Origin of the sequence: Rickettsia endosymbiont of Cantharis rufa (genome assembly GCF_964026445.1) — a bacterium.
Classification (GTDB): Bacteria; Pseudomonadota; Alphaproteobacteria; order Rickettsiales; family Rickettsiaceae; genus Rickettsia.
Map to the genome: position 1 here is coordinate 1188535 of NZ_OZ032150.1, position 19075 is coordinate 1207609.

The following is a 19075-nucleotide window of genomic DNA, read 5'->3' on the forward strand; positions in this document are numbered from 1 at the left end:
CCGTCGTTTTTTTCTTGCTCTCATCATTAATTTTATATTAATTTAATATAAAATTAATATATCGTTATCATAATGAAGAAGGGTTATAGTATACATTATAAAATTATATTTTGCGCTATATGTCATCTTACATCATGCGTTGCACTAGCAGATGTACATTATGATAACGATCCTATCGGTGTAACTTTATGTTTGCTTTCATTCTATATGCGTCCAAAAATAACAAGGGCAATAGCAGTAATTGCAATAATTGTATTTGGTATTCAAGCATTACGTGGCAAAATATCATGGCAGGTCTCTATGATGATAATGGTAGGTATTCTAATTATAACAAGAACAGATAACATCATGAGATTTTTGGACGCAACGGGAGTCATAGACTTAGGTCCCAATAAGTACGTGTGTGACGCAGATAAATAGGGGCTTTGTTGGCTCTGTCGCATCGGCACCGTCAAGTTAACCATAAAACACGGGATTTTTATAAAATTTATGGTCTATAGCTAAGCCTCTATAAAACAGTTACGTCATGTACTTTTCGAAAAGCGTGTCTACATCACAGAGATATTTTCTTCTCCTAGATTTAGCTTAAAACTATTCTGGTTCAATGGGATTTAGATCAGGGGAATAAGGCGGTAAGTACTCTAATATATGACCGGCTTTTTCTATCATAATTTTTAAATTTGGACTTTTATGAAAACTTGCATTATCCATTACAACTACTGAATTATGGGGTAATTTAGGTATTAAATCTTGTTCTACCCAAGCGTTAAAAATAGCAGTATTAACATTGCATTCAAAAATTGACACAGTCAGCAATGATTTATCTATTAACGCCCCTATAACATTAGTTCTTTTTGACGGATGCCAATCATGGATACCATAACATCTCTGACCTTTTACTGAATACCCATGGGTCCTAGGAGCACTACGGACAAAACAGCTCTCATCGGTAAATACGATCACTTTCTCTTCCGCTTTATACTTTTTGATCTTATGCTGAAATTCTAGCCTCTCTTCTTCTTTTGCCTTCGGATGTCTTAAAGCTTTTTTTATACGTAATATTTAACTTATTTAATGCTTTATGTATCCCTGATTTACTAACTCCTAACCGCTCAGCCCTTTCATATTGGTATGCATCACTATATTGCTCTACGCCTACCTTCAATCTATCAAGCGGTATTTTTGTTGAATCTTTATTTCTACTTCTTAAGGGCGATATTCTTTTTGTCCATACAAATACTCTATTCTTTCCTATTCCAAAACGTTTTGATATTGATGCAAAACTCATCTTCTTTTTTTTCTTGATTGCTGAAACTTTCTTTCTAAAGTCTACTGAATATGTTATTACAATGATTTATTTTAATTACTCCATCTTATTGTAACTGCTTTATAGAGGTTTGGTTATAAGTAGACATAGATTTAAAAGAGTTTTTAGTCTTATCAGCACGCTCTTTAGTCCATTTTAGAGCTTCAGAGCCTTCTGCTTCTTCTAGAAATTTAGCATCTTTCGGGTTATATATTTGTTTATTGTCATTTCCATAGCTTGAATGCAAAAAGTTAATAAAACAATTGTAAGGTAGCAGGTAATTTTTTTCATAATTTTATAGATAGACTCTTAAATTAAAAATGCTGATTATTGAAATCTCAGCTAGCATATTTATTCTTATTAATTATCATATATAGTATTATTAAAAGTCATTTTATTCTGGGTTTCTATAAAGCCAAATTTTTTATAGAAACTTATTTTTATTATCAGCAAAAAGGCTTATAATAGTTATATTATCTTGAGCTTTTGTAGTGTCAATAAGTAGATTAGTTACTATAGTGCCATAACCTTGACCTCTATACTCCTTTAGAATCGCTATTCTACCTAAATAGGTTATGTGTTTTCATATATAATTCTACCTATACCTATTGTTCTATTCTGAGCAAAGAGTATATAATGCTCAACTTTAATTTCTTCTATGTAGAATTCCCCGTTAATGGACCGTTGATCTTCTAGTACAAAAATTTTATTCTAATCAATATATATTGTATTAATGGCCAAAAATTGTAAAACCTAATCCCCTTTAAGGTAATCTCTCGATTATTATGATTTTTGACTAAACTTTTATTCATTGTTGAACAATTTCTAAATCCTTATGGTTACGGTGTTTAAATCAACTGTCTTCTCTTCTATTTGAGTTTTTTGATTGAAAAAGAAATTAACAAATAAGGTTTTTTATACAAATTTTCAATGTTAATCATCTTGCTATTCGTTGAGTCCTATAATATTTAATTATATTGTTTAAAAATTAAAAAAGAGATATCAAATGTTAATTTAAAAGTCAATAAACAATAACTATATTTAATCAGGGTTATTTACTATGAATACAGAAAAAAAATTATAACAAATTTTATTGATGCACTTTTTGAACCGGATAGCTCATGGGATAAAGTAGCACAATATGTTTATGGTAAAGGTAAATTTATAAATTCAATACTTGATATTTCTACTATTTATGATTTACATTACCGTATTAATGATTTTCGTAAAAGTTTTCCGGGCGTGACTCAGATTGTTGAATCAGTTGGGGTTTTTGAAAATGGAAATTTAATTACTAAAACCTTTGCTTCAGCAACCTTTAAAGAGGACTTCGGTAATCTAAAAGCAAATGGTAAATACTGGCGTATTCCGGCATATTGGGAATTTGAATTAAATAGCGGAAAAATTACGGTTGCTTCAGAATTAGCTAACCATCATGCAATTAATAATCAATTAGGCCTTGCTTTATTTAAAGCTCCTTTTGAATCAGAATAATGTTTCATCATACACCTTGAACAAAATCAAAGAAAATGCTAAAATAGCACTAGAAAAAATACAAAATATGAGGGTTATGGCTAATGATTTAAGCATTTATATTCATTGGCCTTTTTGTTTATCAAAATGTCCGTATTGTGATTTTAATTCTCATGTTGTAAACATTATAGATCATAATCAATGGCTTAAATCTTATGAAACTGAAATTGAGTATTTTAAGGATATTATTCAAAATAAATATATAAAGTCTATTTTTTTCGGCGGTGGCACACCTTCGTTAATGAATCCTGTAGTAGTTGAAGGGATAATAAATAAAATCGGTAATCTAGCAATTATTGATAATCAAACTGAAATAACTCTAGAAACCAATCCCACATCCTTTGAAACTGAAAAGTTTAAAGCATTCAAATCCGCCGGAATTAATCGTGCTTCTATTGGGGTACAATCCTTGAAAGAAGATGATTTAAAAAAATTAGGTAGAACTCATGATGCTTTGCAAGCCATCAAAACAATTGAGGTGGCAAATACGATTTTTCCAAGAGTATCATTTGATTTAATATATGTACGTAGCGGTCAAAAATTAAAAGATTGGCAAGGAGAATTAAAGCAAGCTATGCAGCTCGCAAACGGTCATATTTCTCTTTATCAATTGACTATCGAAAAAGGTACACCGTTTTATAAATTATTTCATGGAGGTAACTTGACCTTACCACATTCGGATGAAGCAGCTGAAATGTATGAATGGACAAACCATTATCTAGAATCTAAAAAATATTTTAGATATGAGATATCTAATTATGCTCAAGTAGAGCATGAATGTTTGCATAATTTAACTTATTGGAATTATAATAGTTATTTAGGTATAGGTCCTGGAGCTCATAGTAGAATAATTGATGCTTCAAGTTCGGTGTCGGCAATTATGATGTTGCATAAACCGGAAAAATGGTTAGATTCGGTTAAAATAAAAAATGTCGGTATTCAAACTAATGCTAAGCTAGCAAATCAAGAAATTGTTGAAGAAGTACTGATGATGGGGTTGCGTCTTAAAAGTGGCATAAATATTTCTACATTAGAGCAGAAAGTGAGCGCAAAATTAGAGAATATTTTAGATATTAATAACCTTAAACATTATCAAGCGCTAGATTTAATTAGACTAGATGAAAATATTTATCTTACCGATAAAGGTTTAATGCTGCATAGTTACATAGTACCTAGATTGATCAAGTAGTTAACCATTAAGATTAATTATATGAAAATTATTCAAGTAGTTTTAAAGTTTGTAATTATTTTATTACTCCTTCTGTTCATGCTACGGAATGTAAACTTGAGTTTAAGATTGAAAAGATATATGTGGATGGTGTCACGTATGATCAAAAAGTCGGAAATCCAATTACACTTAAGCTCATTTGATACTCGCATCTGACCATAAGCTGGGTATTCTACCGCCATATCTAATACTGCTCTCTCTACCGCAGGATCAACTCTATTTGCTATAATTAGCTTCTTCCGGCTAATCTCATATAACGCCTCTTCTCCCCCAGTTTCATATAGCTCTTTGAACCTATAATAACTGTCCCTGCTGTATCCCATAGCTTTACACGCTGACGATATACTTCCAAGACTCCTAGCTAATCCCAGTAATCCTATTTTTGGCTTTATTATTTTTTGATTTAGATTCATCTCTAATCCTCTATTTAATACTTATCTTATTTTACTAAATGTAAGATTGAATCTCAGCTATTGCAGTTTAAGCGCAATTTTGTATCTCTTCATATCTTACTGGTGATAAATAATCGTTAGCAGAATACATTCTGATACGGTTATAAAATACCTCTATATATTCAAATATGGCATATTTTGCTTCCTCCTTAGTTTTAAATTTATATTGATACATTAATTCTGTTTTTATAGTATGAAAGAAACTTTCAGCAACAGCATTATCCAAGCAATTTCCTTTACGACCCATACTCTGTTTGATACCATGTTGTTTTATAATTTTTAAATGACTATCAGAACAATATTGACTACCTCTATCAGTATGCCAAATAAGCCCTTTTGCTGGTTTACGTTGCCATATTGCCATTAATAAAGCATTATTAACCAAATCAGCTCTCATGTTATTACTCATAGACCATCCTATAATTTTTCTAGAAAATAGATCAATAACAGTTGCTAAATATAGCCAGCCTTCACCAGTTGGCACATAGGTTATGTCTCCAACCCAATAACAATTAGCAGCATAAACTGTAAACTCTCTATTTAATAAATTAGGAGCAATTTGCTTATTATGATTAGAGTCAGTAATGGCTTTAAATTTACGTTTAGTTTTACATAGCAAATTAGCTTCTTTTATTAGTCTTGCAATGCGTGGTCGCACCTCCATTTTACAGATGTGGATATTAAAAGGCTATACGTTCAATAAGAGTTCCGATGACTTTATCATGAATATCCAATGACTTGGAAAAACAAATTGTTTTACGTGTCAGTCTTTTGCATCTTGTTCTAAGATTTAAGTTACCCCGTTCTATCCGTTGAGTATATTTTTTACTAACAATGTGTTTTTTGGGATCTAATAACCTAGCATAACTTCCCTATCCATCTGTAAAGTAAAAAGTAACCTTAAAATCCTCCAGTTTTTTTCAGTAATGATTCTGATGTGCTATCACATCTTGTACCAAAAGTATAAGCAACTACTTTTAACAAAATCTTATCCAAAGAATACCAAAGCCATCTTTGTTTGGATTTATTCTGTACATAAGGCCATTGTTCATCTATTTCAGGAGCAATAATTACTTCTATCGTATTGATAGAATGATTTATCTTTTTTAACGCTAGATTTTTTTAAAACACGGATAACCGTATTGATACCCACTTTTAATACTCTTACTGTATCCCTAACTCCAGAGCCATTGATTGACATATCTACTATCTGAGTCTTGACTCCAGGCTTAGAGGCATTATTAATATATTACAGTTAAAAATATCGATTACACTGCTTGCATTGATATCTCTGTTGTTTTGAAATTGAATATCCCGCCTTTACTACTTTTTCTGTGTCGTTATAATATCTACACTTAACATCTATTCTTGATCTACACTTAACATCTATTCTTGTCATAACTCCTTAACTATAATTCTCTCTTATTACTGTTTGAGGATTATAGACTATTCATGCTAAGCTGCAATACGGGGGGGCGGCCCAAGTTTTTTCATCTAAAGTTTTCCTCCAAACATCATAGCGCGCATTATTATAATCAATACTAGTATCTTCAATGATGAAATAGCCCCCTTCTTCAAAGATATTATTATGAAAATATTCTAAAATACCTATAGTATTAATATGAACATCTTCTATTAAAAGTATAGGATGTACTATTTCAGATATTTTTTTTGGAATATCGCTTCTACTTTATTAGAATTGCATTGTAAAAATTCTATTCTATTATCTTCTTTTACAGTTTGATCAATATTTTCAAAATCGATATCTATACTAATAACTATACCGTCTTTTACCGATAAACTTTGTATGTCCGCTAACCAAAGGGCTGAAGCCCTTTAAAACTTCCAAATTCAATTATGGCCTTGGGCTTTAATTCTTGAATTAAACCTTAAGTAGTGACAATCTGAAGAGGACTTTTTTGTAATGGTATATTTTTCCAATTAATATCACAGCTATTTTCGGCGATAGAATGCCAAAATGATACAGGTAAATCGCTTGTTGAAGCTCTATTATTTATAGACACGAATCTCTTTGGTGGTGCGGTATTATTTAGAAAATTTAGCATATATTTCTAATCCTAGGTTAATATAGCTATTGTAATACATACTTTAGATTCCAGAGTCAACAGCTTCTTAAATTAAAATTAAAAATAAGAAAAGAATTTTTTATAACTATACTTCAAGTAAATGAATAGGGTATAGTGTTGTTGTGTTAATACCCAAGCCGTCATTACGAGCGAGCATTGTTGCGTGGATAGGTGTCATTCCCGCGAAAGCGGGAATAGGGTAAAGCGAGATAAATCGAGCTCTTAAAAAAGCTTAAAAAACTAGATTCCTGCTTTCGCAAGAATGACGTAATTAGCTTGGAATGTCGATGAGTATTAAGACAAATATACTTCCTTATCTAAAGTATCTTCACTGTTATCTATAATCATAGTAATTGTTGCATCGCCGGTAATATTGATGGTAGTACGGAGCATATCAAGTATTCGGTCAATACCGGCTATAATTGCTACTCCCTCTATAGGTAAGTGAACCGAAGAAAGGACCATAGGGAGCATTATCAAGGAGGCACCGGGAATACCGGCGCCGCCGATAGATCCAAGTGTTGAAGTGAGAATAATTACTAAATAGTCGTGAGGAGCAAGCGTTACTCCCATCATCTGAGCAAAGAATATAGTAGTAAGAGATAAATTTATAGCAAAGCCGTCCATATTAATTGACGCACCTATCGGAAGTACGAATGAAGTACTGGACTCTGAAATGCCAAGCTTTTCACGACAAACTTGCATAGTAGTTGCAAGAGTTGCTTTACTACTTGAAGTAGAAAAAGCAAGTATCTGATACTCAAAACTTTTTTTATAAAAAGGTACAGGGGAAACACGGCAGAATACATATATAAGTAAGCCAAAAACTAAATATTGGAATGTCATTGCCACAACTACCGCTACAACAAGTTTCGATAAACTAATCATTACCTCAACTCCTTGCATACCTACAATCCAGCCTGTTAAGGCAAAAGCGCCGTAAGGGGATAATTGAATAACAAACGATATCATTTTTAATATTAATTTTGACATGATATGAATTAAATCAGTAATAGGTTCACCGATAGATTTCATTTTGTTTAAGGTAATTCCAACAAAAATAGCAAAAAATACAACTTGCAAGACATCACCGTTTGCAAAAGCCCCAATAGCATTATCAGGGACGATATTTACAAAAAAATCAATTATATTAAATGAAGTTCTGCTTGTCGTTCCTGAGGAGGTGAAATCTATATGTATGCCTACTCCGGGCTTTAATACCAAAGCAACAGTCAGTCCAAAAACCGTGGCAAAAAAAGTAGTACCTAAAAAAGCAGCTACCGCTTTCATTCCTACCCTACCGAGCGCGGAAGTATCATTCATACTGGTGATACCGGAAACTAAACTGAAGAAAATTAAAGGGGTAATGATCATTTTTATCAAACGTAAGAAAATGTCACCGATAGGTTTAATATAATTAACATATTGTGGTAAGTATATACCAAATATAATACCTAAGATTAACCCTAAGGTAACTTTTTGCCATAATTTCATAACTTACTTACTTAATTTTAAAATTTGCTCAACTATGAGTTTATTTACCATTTTGGTCAATCCATTCTAAGTACTTTTGAAGGCCACAGTCAATATTTATTTTTATTATTTGCGGTAATTCATAATTATGAATTACAAGGAGTTTATTCTCAATTCCATTATAATTAGAAGTTTTTGCTTTAATTACAAGTTTATATTCAGTTTCTAAAGTTACTCTACCACACCATCTAAAGTAACTTTTGACATCGTCAATTTGAATGCAAGCAGCGATGTTTGATTCTAACAAAATAGATGCTATTTTTTCGGCAATTTGCAAATCATTAGTAGTGGTTAAAATTAAACAATAACCTTGCATACTCAATGAACTTAAAGAATTGGCTACATCATCTTTATAAGTCCTCGGATGCTCGCGTACTTTTGTACGTTCCGCTCCTCGGATTACAGATTTCTTGCTCTTTTCTAAGTTAATCTTCGTATCCCAATTCTTCATTTCGCTGAGATGCACACCTAAACCTCAACAAAACAATTAGGAGTTTCAAATAATTTAAGGCTAGCGACGAAAAAATTTTGATTTACGAAAAGCTTAGGAAAAATTTCATTTTTTAAATGCGTCGCTATATTTTCTGCAGTCGGGTTATTTTGCATGTAATATATTTTTTGACCGGTACAATTTTCTATTTGCTGCCCCATTTCCTTATCATCCTGATGTAGGATTAAGCCATGATCAAAGTTTTCGTCAGTCCACTTTTTGGCCAAATCTTTAATTAGACCAAAATCGATTACCATACCGAGTTTATCGGTTTCGTTTGCGGCTATAGTTATCTCAAGAACATAACGATGACCATGTAAAAACTGACATTTATTTTGATGTCCAATAATTCTATGTCCTGCATCGAATTCAATGCGACGAGTACATTTTATCATTAATTATAACTCCGAGCAAATGAAGAATTGATAAAGAAGACTTGGTAGGCGAGTATACTACAAATTTAACAATAACTTTTCAGGATTCTCAATAAGTTGCTTAATTTTTACTAAAAATGATACTCCTTCTTTTCCATCAATTATACGATGATCATAAGATAAAGCTATATACATCATCGGTCGTACTTCAATTTTACCGTCTATGACTACAGCCCGCTCTTCGGTTTTATGTAAGCCTAAAATACCTGATTGGGGCGGATTAATAATCGGCGTGGATAATAATGATCCATATACCCCTCCGTTGGAGATCGAGAATGTCCCTCCTGACAAATCAGCCATAGAAAGCTTACCCTCACGAGCTTTTTTAGCTAAAACACCTATAGCTTTCTCTACTTCGGCAAAGCCCATTTTATCGACATCTCTAACGACAGGTACAACAAGCCCTTGCTCTGTCCCGACCGCTACCCCTATATCGTAATAATTTTTATATACCAAATCATCGCCTTCTATTTCGGCATTTACCGAAGGAATAAGCTTTAAAGCTTCAACGGTTGCTTTAACAAAGAAAGACATAAACCCAAGTTTTACGCCGTGCTTTTTCTCAAATTCTTCTTTATATTGATTACGCAAGGCAATTACTTTTAACATATCGATTTCGTTAAAAGTAGTCAAAATAGCTGCCGTATTTTGTGAATCCTTTAAACGCTGTGCGATAGTTTTACGCAAGCGTGACATACGAACACGCTGTACTCTATCTTCGTTAGCTTTGTTTACTGTAGGAGTAGCGGTAGCTGGGGCGTTTAGTGTTTCAAGCACATCGCCTTTGGTAATTCTACCGTCTCTGCCTGTTCCCTTTATATTATTTGAATCAAGCTTATTTTCGGTAACTAATTTCTGCACGGAAGGAGCGATAGTATTATTAGCCACGGCAGGTTTTTCTGAAGTAGGTTGTGCTACCGGTTGAGGCTTAGGAGCTTCATTACTGCTATTTGTAGTACTTGCAACCGCTTCTTCATTTATTATTTCACCTATTTCTTCGCCAACTAGCACATTTGCACCGTCAGTTTTCGATATTTTACCTATAGTACCGTTGCAAGGAGCATTAACTTCTAAAGTTACTTTCTCGGTTTCGACTTCTAACAGTAATTCATCGGTTTTAACTAAATCACCTTCTTTCTTATACCACTTGGCAATAGTCGCTTCCGTTACGGATTCCCCAAGTGGCGGTACTATTATTCTAACACTCATAATTTATTTTACTCCTAAAAATACGATTTCTATGTCATTCCAGCGTGGACCGGTAAAATCCACCGTGTCACCCCGTGGCTTGACCGCGGGGTCCAGTTAAAAATACTAAAATTTTAGTATTTTTAAGTTGTATTTTTGGATATCGCGATCAAGTCGCGGTGTGACAATAGAGGATTCCCGCCTAGGCGGGAATGACATTAAGAGCCACAATATTCACGCCTTTAATGCTTCTCTTAATAGCTTATCCTGCTGTTTATTATGTACTTGCAGCGAACCTACTGCCGGAGAAGCTGATTCCTCTCTGCCTACATATTTAAATTCGTTATTAATCCCGGCTTCTTTTAAAGCATCATTTAAGTGGGAAACTATATAACGCCAAGCCCCCATATTCTTTGGTTCTTCCTGACACCAAATAAATTCCACGGCTTTATTATATTTTTTTAATAGCGATGCTACAAGTTTTTTTTCAAAAGGGTATAATTGCTCAAGCCTGACAACTACTATATTACTATTATTGCCACGCATTTCAAATAGATCATAGTACACCTTGCCGCTGCATAAAATTACTTTAGTAATATTGTTTGCATCTACTTTATTTATTTCATCTAAAACCGGTAGGAAAGTAGTATTTTCGGCTAGCTCATCAAGTTTAGATACGGCATATTTATGACGTAATAACGATTTCGGCGACATTACAATTAAAGGTTTGTGGGCATCATCGAGTATTTGGCGACGTAGCAGATGGAAAATCGAAGCTGGAGTAGTTGGATATGTAACATACATATTATCCTCTGCGGCTAATTGTAAGAATCTTTCAAGTCTTGCCGAGCTATGCTCCGGTCCTTGCCCCTCAAATGCGTGCGGAAGTAGTACCACAAGACCGCTCATACGAAGCCATTTAGTTTCACTGCTTGAAATAAACTGGTCAAAAATAATCTGAGCTCCATTAGCAAAATCACCGAATTGTGCTTCCCATAAAACTAAATTTTTTGGATTTGCTAACGAATAACCATACTCAAAACCAAGCACCGCATATTCCGATAAATTACTATCGGCTACCTCGTATTTTGCTTGGGTCCTAGATAAATTATTTAGAGGTATATAGGTAGTATCGTCAATTTGGTTGTGCAATACTGAATGACGATGTGAGAAAGTACCGCGTCCGCAGTCTTGTCCCGTTAGTCTTATATACGTCCCAGCGTTAAGCAGCGTGGCAAAGGCTAACTGCTCAGCCGTTGCCCAATCAACAGGTTGATTAGTCGTTAGAGTAGTTTTTCGAGCATCAAATAATTTTATAAGTTTTGGATTAACGGCAAAATTTTCCGGTATCTCGCATAGTTTAGTTCCTAAATCTCGCAAAGCTTTTTTACTAACACCCGTTATTGCAACTTTGGCACAAGTACGAGAAATACCTTGCCATAACCCGTCTAAGGAATGTGCTTCTGGCTTATAATTCTTCGCTTGCTCAAACTCTTTGTCTAGCTTTGCTTTAAATTCTTCTTTTAATTTAGGAAAATAATTATTATCAATTATACCGCTTTTTACTAGCTCATTTGCATAAATATTTCCGGGCGTTGGTTTGCTTTTAATAATGTTATACATTTTTCCTTGTGTATACATCGGCTCATCGCCCTCATTATGCCCATATTTGCGGTAACAAATAATTTCCACTACAACATCTTTAGCAAATTTTTGCCTGTATTCTACCGCAATATTAGTTGCTTTTAACACTGCTTCTATATCATCGCCATTAACGTGTAAAATCGGAGCAGCTATTATTTTAGCAAATTCCGTAGAGTATCTGCTAGCCCTAGTATCCGCAGCATTTGCCGTGAAACCTAATTGATTGTTAATGACAAAATGCAATATTCCTCCGATATCATAAGCAGTGAGCGGTGACATCGATAAGCACTCTGCAACCACGCCTTGACCACAAAAAGCAGCATCCCCATGCACTAAAATAGCCTTAACTTTACTGCGTTTAGTATCTCCAATAATATCCTGTTTTGCTCTTACTTTTCCTGCAACTATAGAATTTACTGCTTCTAAATGTGAAGGGTTATCGGTCAATGATAAATGAATTTTTTTACCCCCTATGACTCTATCAGAAGAATAACCTAAGTGATATTTTACGTCACCCGAAACATTTAGCTCCTCAGGGAATACACTATCGCTTATAAAACCTGCAATAACAGATTTATATGGTTTACCGACTACCTTAGTCAGAGTATTTAACCTCCCTCGATGCGCCATGCCGATGACAATTTCTTCAACGCCGTAATTCATAGATAAGTCAATAGCTTTGCTCATGGCAACTATAGCGCTATCTCCGCCCTCAACGGAAAAACGCTTAGCTCCAGGAAATTTTGTATGTAGATACTGCTCAAACCCTTCTACTTCTACTAAATCAGTTAAGATAGTTTCTTTGTCTTCAGAAGAAAATATAGTTTCGTTCTCTAGCTGACGGTATAACCAGTTTTTTTCCTCTACATTTTCTATTTGTTCAAACTCTATAGCTATAGAATTTATATAAACTTTATCGAGCTTAGTAACTAATGCAGATAATTTACAGTTCCAATTACCGACAAATTCATCCGTAATATTGATATTTTCTTCTAACTGGCTACTATCAAGACCAAAAGTTTCTATATTAATCTTTAAATCATTTTTTGTTTTGCGTATCTCAAGACCAAGCGGATCAAGATTTGCTAAATAATGAGCATGCTTGCGATAAGCATTAATCATTTCTTTAGCTTTTAAACTATTGGAAATATGTCTACTATTTAAGCTTTCAGAAGATAGATTGTTACTTAACGATTCTTTTTTTATTTCATCAGGAATAATTATTTTTGCCGTACTTTTATTAAGCAAAGTTTCATTATTATCTTTGAGCTTAGCAAAAAATTCTTGCCAAGTTTGATCAACTAGAGCGGGATTTTTTAAATATAGCCTATATATCTCTTCAACAAAAACAGCGTTCCCACCAAATAAAAAGTCCGTTTTTTTTAAATATTCTTCCATATTGTTGTTTGTATTGTTTGATTGCGCATAATATTTTATTCCTACGAAAGCAGGAATCCAGTCCTTTTTGGTGTCATCCCGCGACTTAATCGCGAGATCCAATTAAAAAATACTAATAGTATTAGTATTTTTTAATTGTTTTTATGGATACCGTAGTCAAGCCACGGTATGACATTATAAATACTTCCCTTCTAAATATTTTATATACACTTCTGGGTTAATCTTATCCTCACCGCTTGCTACTTTTAATAAATCATCAGAGTTTTTTAACGAACCGAGATTTCTAAAGCTATTATTTAGATAATTATTTAAATTATTAAAATCACCCTTTAGTACATCATCTTTTATATTCGGATGTATCTGTTTTACTTTCTTCATCACCATTGATGCGATAATTGCTCCGTTTGTATAGGCGGGAAAGTAACCGAAATTTCCGTGTGACCAGTGAATATCTTGAAGACAGCCGTTACTGAAACTTGACGGCTTAACGCCTAAATATTCCTGCATCTTACTATCCCAAAAGTTTGGTAATTCATCAAGATTCAAATCACCGCCTATTAGCAGCTCCTCTATCTCAAAACGTAATATTACATGCATCGGATAAGTTACTTCATCGGCATCCACTCTTATAAAATCAGGCGTAACTCTTGTAATTGCTCTATATAAATTTTCCGCTGAATATTCTTCGCTTTTAAAAGCAAATTCATCTCGAAGTAATTTAGCTAAAAATTCCGTAAATTCTCTTGATCTACCTACTTGCATCTCCATAAATAAAGACTGACTCTCATGGAAAGCCATACCTTTAGCGCGTCCTACCGGTTGTCCTTTGTACATTTCTGGCAAATTCTGTTCATATAAAGCATGTCCTGTTTCGTGAATAATTCCCATTAGACCACTTATGAAGTTGTCTTTGTCATATCTAGTAGTTAAGCGTATATCGTTCGGCGTTCCGCCGCAGAAAGGATGAGTCGATTCGCCTAAGCATCCTTTGTTAGAGTCAAACTGTATAATTTCCATAATGCGTTTTCCAACACACTTTTGCATCTCAGGAGCTAGCTCACTGCTCTTTACTAATTCTTTTTCGCTTTTTTGCTTTTCTAAAACTTTATTTATAAGTTGTGGGAGTTCGTTTTTAAGTACCGAAAAAACTCGTTTGATCTCGCTACTTTTTCTACTTGGATCAAACATATCTATTAATGAGTCGTACGATCCGCAATTAAAAACATCTGCCCGTGCTTTTGCTACTTCTTTCGTATAATTTAAAACTTTTTGTAAGTATGGTTTGAATAAATTATAGTCGTTATTTTTTCTTGCTTCTCGCCAAACAAGTTCAGATTTAGTAGTAGCAGCTACCAATTTCTTTTGTAGCTGCTCATCGATACAATTCGCATCTATTATTTGTCTCTCAATCTCTCTAATATTAGCATTTTGCCAATCGTCAAGGTTCTTTGATTCTTCTTTTGCCTTGCTAAGTAGCTCTTTCAGCATAGGATATTTGAGCATAGAATGAACGAGCGACGTTAAAGTTACTATTTCGTTACTGCGACTTTCTCCTGAGCCTATAGGCATATTTACGGCGACATCCCAGTATAATATGCTCAGGATATTATTAAAATGAGAAATGGTTGAAAATTCGTTTTCTAATTTTATGTAGTTGTTCATATTTTCCCTACTATGTCATTCCTGCGAAAGCAGGAATCCAAAAAAGTATAAATACAGCAAATTTTTGAAATTAAAAGCTCCATTTATGATGGATTCCTGCTTTCGCAGGAATGACATAAAAACCGGAGCGCTAGTGCCTATTACAAATGCAGCAACTCCTTTGCCGCTTTTAAACCTGCCTCGGTAATTGTTTTACCTGAAATCATGCGTGCAAGCTCCTCTTGTCTTTCACCTAAATTTAAAGCTTTTACGGTTACCTTTGTTTCTTTCTCTAGCTGCGTTTTCTCAACTTTTATATGCAAATCTGCTTTACCTGCTACTTGCGGCTGGTGCGTAATAACGATTACTTGAGTAACGCTACTGAGCTTTTTTAACCTCTCACCTACTTTATCTGCAACCTCTCCACCAATCCCGACATCTATTTCATCAAATATAATAGATTGTTTTGCCATTTTATCAAATAAAGAAGTTTTTAAAGCTAACATGAACCTAGATAATTCACCGCCGGAAGCGATTTTATTAATTGCTTCTGCTGCCATCCCTGGGTTAGTAGAAGCTTTAAACACAATATCATCATTACCGCCGGATGTCGGTTCTTTTTTAGCAGTTATTTCAATCTCAAAAATTGCTTTCGCCATTTTAAGCTGTTTTAGCTCCTGATGCAATGATTCTTCTAAGTGTTTTGCAGCAATGAGACGCTTTGCGGACAAAGCGTTCGCTAGTTCATAATATTTTTTCTGCAATAGTACTTCTTGAGCTTTTAACTCATTGCTACTTGCTATTTTGTTTTTTAATATATCGAGCTGCTCTAAAGATTTATCTAAAAATATACCTAACTCATCAGTGCGAACATTATATTTACGGCTAATAGCTTTTATTAAAAATAATCTTTCTTCTGTTTCTTCGAGATTATATCCCTCATGATTAAAACTATCTAACAGATTTGATAATTCTTGGCGTGCTTCCTCTAGATTATTATAGGCTTCTTCTAAATTTGTAGCGATAGCTTCAAAGCGTTCATTACTCCTTTGCCTTGCTAATAATTTTTCTGCTCTATTAATTGAAATATTTATTTCGGGGCTATTAATCTGCTCTAGAATATCTTTTATTAACTGTAAATCCTTATCTTTATTTTGCAAATCTTTTCTGATATTTGCTAATTTTTCTTCTTCGCCTATTTGAATATTCAGTTTAGTTAATTCTTCCGTTGCAAAGCTCAAATAATCAATTTCTTGGTCTATAGAATTTTGTTTAAGTGATACTTCGGCAATTTCTTTCCGAGTATCTTGCCAAGTCTGATAACATTTGAAAAGCTCTGCTCGAAAGTCCAAAAGGTTTCCGTAACTATCTAAAATATCACGCTGCGTATTTGCTTCCATAAGAGAAATATTATTATTTTGTCTATGAAGTTCAAATAAAATAGTAGCTAATTGCTGCATGATAGCCTTATTAACTACTTGATTATTAATGAAAAAATTTTTTCGTCCCTCAGCTTTCTGCAAACATTTTACAAGCAATGAATCTTCAGGCTCAATAAAATTTTGGATCAGAAAATTTTTTATTTCTTCATTTAAAGAGAATATTATATTAACAACAGCGTAATCTTCTCCACGCTTTATTATATTATTTGAAGTTTTATAACCTAGGCAAAATAAAATAGCATCAAGTAAAATAGATTTACCGACCCCCGTTTCACCAGTAATAACACATAAACCTTTATTAAACTCAATTTCCAGCTCGTCTATCAGAATAAAGTTCTTGACTGAAAGACTATGAAACATAGTTATACTCGCTGAATTTGAAAAAAGCTGCATTGCATGGCCATTATGTCATTCCCGCGTAGGTGGGAATGACATAAAACGCTTTTTTTAAGAGCCGTGCATTACTTAACCAACTTATATGCATAACTGTACCACTGACTATCAGGGTAGTTATAACCTAGCACGGAGGCATATTTTTTTGCTTCATCCGGCAGTCCAAGCATCATATAGCTTTCGGTCAAACGGTAAAGAGCTTCTACCGAGTGAGAAGTAGTTTGATAATTATCAATTACCTCTTCAAACCTATTAATAGCTGCCATAGGGCTCTTTTTCTTTAAGTAGAACCTACCTACCATCATCTCTTTACCTGCTAAATGATCGTTTACTAGGTCAATTTTTAAAGATGAATCAATAGCGTATCTGGTATTAGGGAATTTTGCTATTACGTCTTCAAAGCTGTCTTTAGCAAGGAAAGTTCTAGACTGATCATGGTTTACGTCTGAAATTAACATGTAATATGATAGAGCTTTAAGATAATATGCATAAGCAGTATCAACATTTGCGGGATGTAAATTAATGAACATATCAAGCACGTCAACCGCTTCTTCATATTGAGCGGCAAGGAATAAAGAGTAACCTTGCATCAATTCAGCTTGCGGGGTCATTTCATTACCGGGATGTTGGTAAAATACTCTTCCGAACTCTTCTGCAGCTTTCTTATATTTCTTCTTCTCAAGTAAAGTAAGACCTTCATTATAAAGAGTAGGAATAGGTATTACTATGTCATCGCTGTTTTTTTTGCTTTTACAGCCACTTAAAGATAGTCCTATAATGAACAGGACACTTAATAATTTTGCTAATTTCATAAGAACTTAAATTCAGTTAATACCTAAATATACATATAGGCTTAAAGAATTTCAAGGATTCAATTTTTTAAATCTAGTAACTTTGTGTATTTTTGTCTAATAATGCAATTATTATTGCTGTTTATAATAAAATCCATATGACTTCTTCTGTAGGTGAATCATTCCCTAATAATTTAATACCGCATTGAGCAAACACATCTTGTACTATACTATCGTTAACCAACCCCTCTGTACGGAAGAATTTATCAACTGTACTTAATGACAGTATTTTTAAAGATAAAATAGGCTGATTACCCGCTTCGGCATTATTATAAACATCATAAAACTTATGTTTAAATTCTTTACCATTACAATCATGATATTTTTTTACATGAAATGAAGCACCTAGATATTTATGAAAATTTTCATCTAGCATATTACATGGTGCTAGAGTTTTTTGCCACTCACTTTTTCTAAACTTTAAGAGACGTTGTATTTCTTCTTGTTCAATAGAAATAAAGCTCATCCCTACTTTTTGTACTACCCACGTGCTCTCTTTTATTTTTTGTAAGGTATGTTCTACGTATAATAAATTTATTAATTCTTCACTAGTATATTTAGATATTGATCTTAGAGCATTACTGATAGTAGCTTCATATTGTAAAAATAACTTAACTGCGTCTGTATTTCCACTATAATTACAAGTTCTAAAGGAGTTCTCTCAAACTTATCAAAACTATCTATTATTGCCCCACTTTTTATGAGACACTCTATAGTTCTTACACAACCATTAATGGCAGCAAAATGTAACGCAGTTTCGCCATTATTATTTTGTATATTAGGATTAGCTCCATAGCTAAGTAATAATGCTACTATAAAATAGTTACCATAATTAGCGGCAAAATGTAGCGGGGTATAGCTATAGATTTCTTTAGTATTAATATTACTCTTTTCGGTCGCACCTCCATTTTACAGATGTGGATATTAAATGCTATACGTTCAATAAGAGTTCCGATGACTTTATCATGAATATCCAATGACTTGGAAAAACAAATTGTTTTACGTGTCAGTCTTTTGCATCTTGTTCTAAGATTTAAGTTACCCCGTTCTATCCGTTGAGTATATTTTTTACTAACAATGTGTTTTTTGGGATCTAATAACCTAGCATAACTTCCCTATCCATCTGTAAAGTAAAAAGTAACCTTAAAATCCTCCAGTTTTTTTCAGTAATGATTCTGATGTGCTATCACATCTTGTACCAAAAGTATAAGCAACTACTTTTAACAAAATCTTATCCAAAGAATATCAAAGCCATCTTTGTTTGGATTTATTCTGTACATAAGACCATTGTTCATCTATTTCAGGAGCAATAATTACTTCTATCGTATTGATAGAATGATTTATCTTTTTTAACGCTAGATTTTTTTAAAACACGGATAACCGTATTGATACCCACTTTTAATACTCTTACTGTATCCCTAACTCCAGAGCCATTGATTGACATATCTACTATCT

General features: G+C 33.5%; 25 protein-coding genes and 2 pseudogenes. 4 read left to right on the forward strand and 23 right to left on the reverse strand.

Annotation, left to right across the window (positions count from 1 at the left end):
* Positions 1-72: 72 nt before the first annotated feature.
* Complete coding sequence (locus AAGD46_RS06790; RefSeq protein WP_341787051.1) at positions 73-420, forward strand: TrbC/VirB2 family protein; 348 nt, start codon at positions 73-75, stop codon at positions 418-420.
* Between the two features lie 171 nt (positions 421-591).
* Here AAGD46_RS06790 and AAGD46_RS06795 read toward each other — a convergent pair whose 3' ends face one another.
* From AAGD46_RS06795 to AAGD46_RS09600, 4 genes and pseudogenes are all read right to left on the reverse strand, one after another.
* Positions 592-1062 carry an IS630 family transposase gene (locus AAGD46_RS06795; protein WP_341787877.1) on the reverse strand — a complete coding sequence of 157 codons (471 nt, stop codon included), beginning with the start codon at positions 1060-1062 and terminating at the stop codon, positions 592-594.
* On the reverse strand, positions 992-1288 hold the full coding sequence (locus AAGD46_RS06800) for an IS630 transposase-related protein (RefSeq protein ID WP_341786833.1): 297 nt from the start codon (positions 1286-1288) through the stop codon (positions 992-994). The genes AAGD46_RS06795 and AAGD46_RS06800 overlap by 71 nt, the downstream gene beginning before the upstream one ends.
* Positions 1289-1397: 109 nt before the next feature.
* Positions 1398-1597 (reverse strand): annotated as a pseudogene (locus AAGD46_RS06805) (peptidase S9); the annotation flags it as partial.
* 133 nt (positions 1598-1730) lie between these two features.
* The gene (locus AAGD46_RS09600) at positions 1731-1883 is read right to left on the reverse strand and encodes a GNAT family N-acetyltransferase (protein ID WP_410525986.1); all 153 of its coding nucleotides are present in this window, start codon (positions 1881-1883) and stop codon (positions 1731-1733) included.
* 665 nt (positions 1884-2548) lie between these two features.
* Here AAGD46_RS09600 and AAGD46_RS06810 point away from each other — a divergent pair.
* Both AAGD46_RS06810 and hemW read left to right on the forward strand, forming a co-directional pair.
* The gene (locus tag AAGD46_RS06810) at positions 2549-2800 is read left to right on the forward strand and encodes a hypothetical protein (RefSeq protein WP_341787052.1); all 252 of its coding nucleotides are present in this window, start codon (positions 2549-2551) and stop codon (positions 2798-2800) included.
* A 67-nt stretch (positions 2801-2867) separates the two neighbouring features.
* Positions 2868-4028: a radical SAM family heme chaperone HemW gene (gene hemW / locus AAGD46_RS06815; protein ID WP_341787932.1), complete on the forward strand. Its 1161-nt coding sequence runs from the start codon at positions 2868-2870 to the stop codon at positions 4026-4028.
* Between the two features lie 167 nt (positions 4029-4195).
* Here the strand turns inward: hemW and AAGD46_RS06820 are convergent.
* Both AAGD46_RS06820 and AAGD46_RS06825 read right to left on the reverse strand, forming a co-directional pair.
* Positions 4196-4480, reverse strand: a pseudogene (locus tag AAGD46_RS06820) (helix-turn-helix domain-containing protein); the annotation flags it as partial.
* A gap of 67 nt (positions 4481-4547) precedes the next feature.
* A complete protein-coding gene (locus tag AAGD46_RS06825) occupies positions 4548-5138 on the reverse strand; it encodes an IS3 family transposase (RefSeq protein WP_341787933.1) in 591 nt (196 codons plus the stop codon).
* On the opposite strand from AAGD46_RS06825, the gene AAGD46_RS06830 reads away from it, so the two are divergent.
* The gene (locus AAGD46_RS06830) at positions 5104-5256 is read left to right on the forward strand and encodes a hypothetical protein (protein ID WP_341787969.1); all 153 of its coding nucleotides are present in this window, start codon (positions 5104-5106) and stop codon (positions 5254-5256) included. The genes AAGD46_RS06825 and AAGD46_RS06830 overlap by 35 nt on opposite strands.
* On the opposite strand, the gene AAGD46_RS09605 is transcribed toward AAGD46_RS06830, so the two are convergent.
* The 17 genes from AAGD46_RS09605 to AAGD46_RS09635 form a co-directional block, all read right to left on the reverse strand.
* Entirely contained in the window at positions 5200-5355 is a 156-nt protein-coding gene (locus tag AAGD46_RS09605; RefSeq protein ID WP_410525951.1) for an IS1 family transposase, read from the reverse strand. The genes AAGD46_RS06830 and AAGD46_RS09605 overlap by 57 nt on opposite strands.
* Positions 5356-5419: 64 nt before the next feature.
* Positions 5420-5620, reverse strand: a complete 201-nt coding sequence (locus AAGD46_RS09610; RefSeq protein WP_410525969.1) for an IS1 family transposase — start codon at positions 5618-5620, stop codon at positions 5420-5422.
* On the reverse strand, positions 5577-5720 hold the full coding sequence (locus AAGD46_RS09615; protein ID WP_341786690.1) for an IS1-like element transposase: 144 nt from the start codon (positions 5718-5720) through the stop codon (positions 5577-5579). The genes AAGD46_RS09610 and AAGD46_RS09615 overlap by 44 nt, the downstream gene beginning before the upstream one ends.
* Positions 5721-6408: 688 nt before the next feature.
* Positions 6409-6585, reverse strand: coding sequence for a hypothetical protein (locus tag AAGD46_RS06840; RefSeq protein ID WP_341787053.1), 177 nt, complete (start codon positions 6583-6585; stop codon positions 6409-6411).
* Positions 6586-6900: 315 nt separating this feature from the next.
* Complete coding sequence (locus tag AAGD46_RS06845) at positions 6901-8100, reverse strand: dicarboxylate/amino acid:cation symporter (RefSeq protein ID WP_341787054.1); 1200 nt, start codon at positions 8098-8100, stop codon at positions 6901-6903.
* Positions 8101-8140: 40 nt separating this feature from the next.
* Positions 8141-8455 (reverse strand): divalent-cation tolerance protein CutA, encoded by a 315-nt coding sequence (cutA, locus tag AAGD46_RS06850; RefSeq protein ID WP_341787934.1) that lies wholly within the window; start codon positions 8453-8455, stop codon positions 8141-8143.
* 152 nt (positions 8456-8607) lie between these two features.
* Positions 8608-9024: a 6-pyruvoyl tetrahydropterin synthase family protein gene (locus AAGD46_RS06860; protein ID WP_341787055.1), complete on the reverse strand. Its 417-nt coding sequence runs from the start codon at positions 9022-9024 to the stop codon at positions 8608-8610.
* A 57-nt stretch (positions 9025-9081) separates the two neighbouring features.
* Entirely contained in the window at positions 9082-10272 is a 1191-nt protein-coding gene (odhB, locus tag AAGD46_RS06865; protein WP_341787056.1) for a 2-oxoglutarate dehydrogenase complex dihydrolipoyllysine-residue succinyltransferase, read from the reverse strand.
* A gap of 213 nt (positions 10273-10485) precedes the next feature.
* Positions 10486-13293, reverse strand: a complete 2808-nt coding sequence (locus tag AAGD46_RS06870) for a 2-oxoglutarate dehydrogenase E1 component (RefSeq protein WP_341787057.1) — start codon at positions 13291-13293, stop codon at positions 10486-10488.
* Between the two features lie 174 nt (positions 13294-13467).
* On the reverse strand, positions 13468-14955 hold the full coding sequence (locus tag AAGD46_RS06875; protein ID WP_341787058.1) for a carboxypeptidase M32: 1488 nt from the start codon (positions 14953-14955) through the stop codon (positions 13468-13470).
* A gap of 140 nt (positions 14956-15095) precedes the next feature.
* Positions 15096-16736, reverse strand: a complete 1641-nt coding sequence (recN, locus tag AAGD46_RS06880; RefSeq protein WP_341787935.1) for a DNA repair protein RecN — start codon at positions 16734-16736, stop codon at positions 15096-15098.
* 101 nt (positions 16737-16837) lie between these two features.
* Positions 16838-17581 carry an outer membrane protein assembly factor BamD gene (locus AAGD46_RS06885; RefSeq protein ID WP_341787059.1) on the reverse strand — a complete coding sequence of 248 codons (744 nt, stop codon included), beginning with the start codon at positions 17579-17581 and terminating at the stop codon, positions 16838-16840.
* 121 nt (positions 17582-17702) lie between these two features.
* The gene (locus tag AAGD46_RS06890) at positions 17703-18086 is read right to left on the reverse strand and encodes a hypothetical protein (RefSeq protein WP_341787060.1); all 384 of its coding nucleotides are present in this window, start codon (positions 18084-18086) and stop codon (positions 17703-17705) included.
* Positions 18087-18190: 104 nt separating this feature from the next.
* Complete coding sequence (locus AAGD46_RS09620; RefSeq protein ID WP_410525987.1) at positions 18191-18502, reverse strand: ankyrin repeat domain-containing protein; 312 nt, start codon at positions 18500-18502, stop codon at positions 18191-18193.
* Positions 18433-18699: an IS1 family transposase gene (locus tag AAGD46_RS09625; protein ID WP_410525988.1), complete on the reverse strand. Its 267-nt coding sequence runs from the start codon at positions 18697-18699 to the stop codon at positions 18433-18435. Before AAGD46_RS09625 ends, AAGD46_RS09620 begins: the two co-directional genes overlap by 70 nt.
* A gap of 166 nt (positions 18700-18865) precedes the next feature.
* Positions 18866-18964 (reverse strand): IS1 family transposase, encoded by a 99-nt coding sequence (locus AAGD46_RS09630; RefSeq protein WP_410525956.1) that lies wholly within the window; start codon positions 18962-18964, stop codon positions 18866-18868.
* Entirely contained in the window at positions 18921-19064 is a 144-nt protein-coding gene (locus AAGD46_RS09635; RefSeq protein ID WP_341786690.1) for an IS1-like element transposase, read from the reverse strand. The genes AAGD46_RS09630 and AAGD46_RS09635 overlap by 44 nt, the downstream gene beginning before the upstream one ends.
* Between the last annotated feature and the right edge of the window lie 11 nt (positions 19065-19075).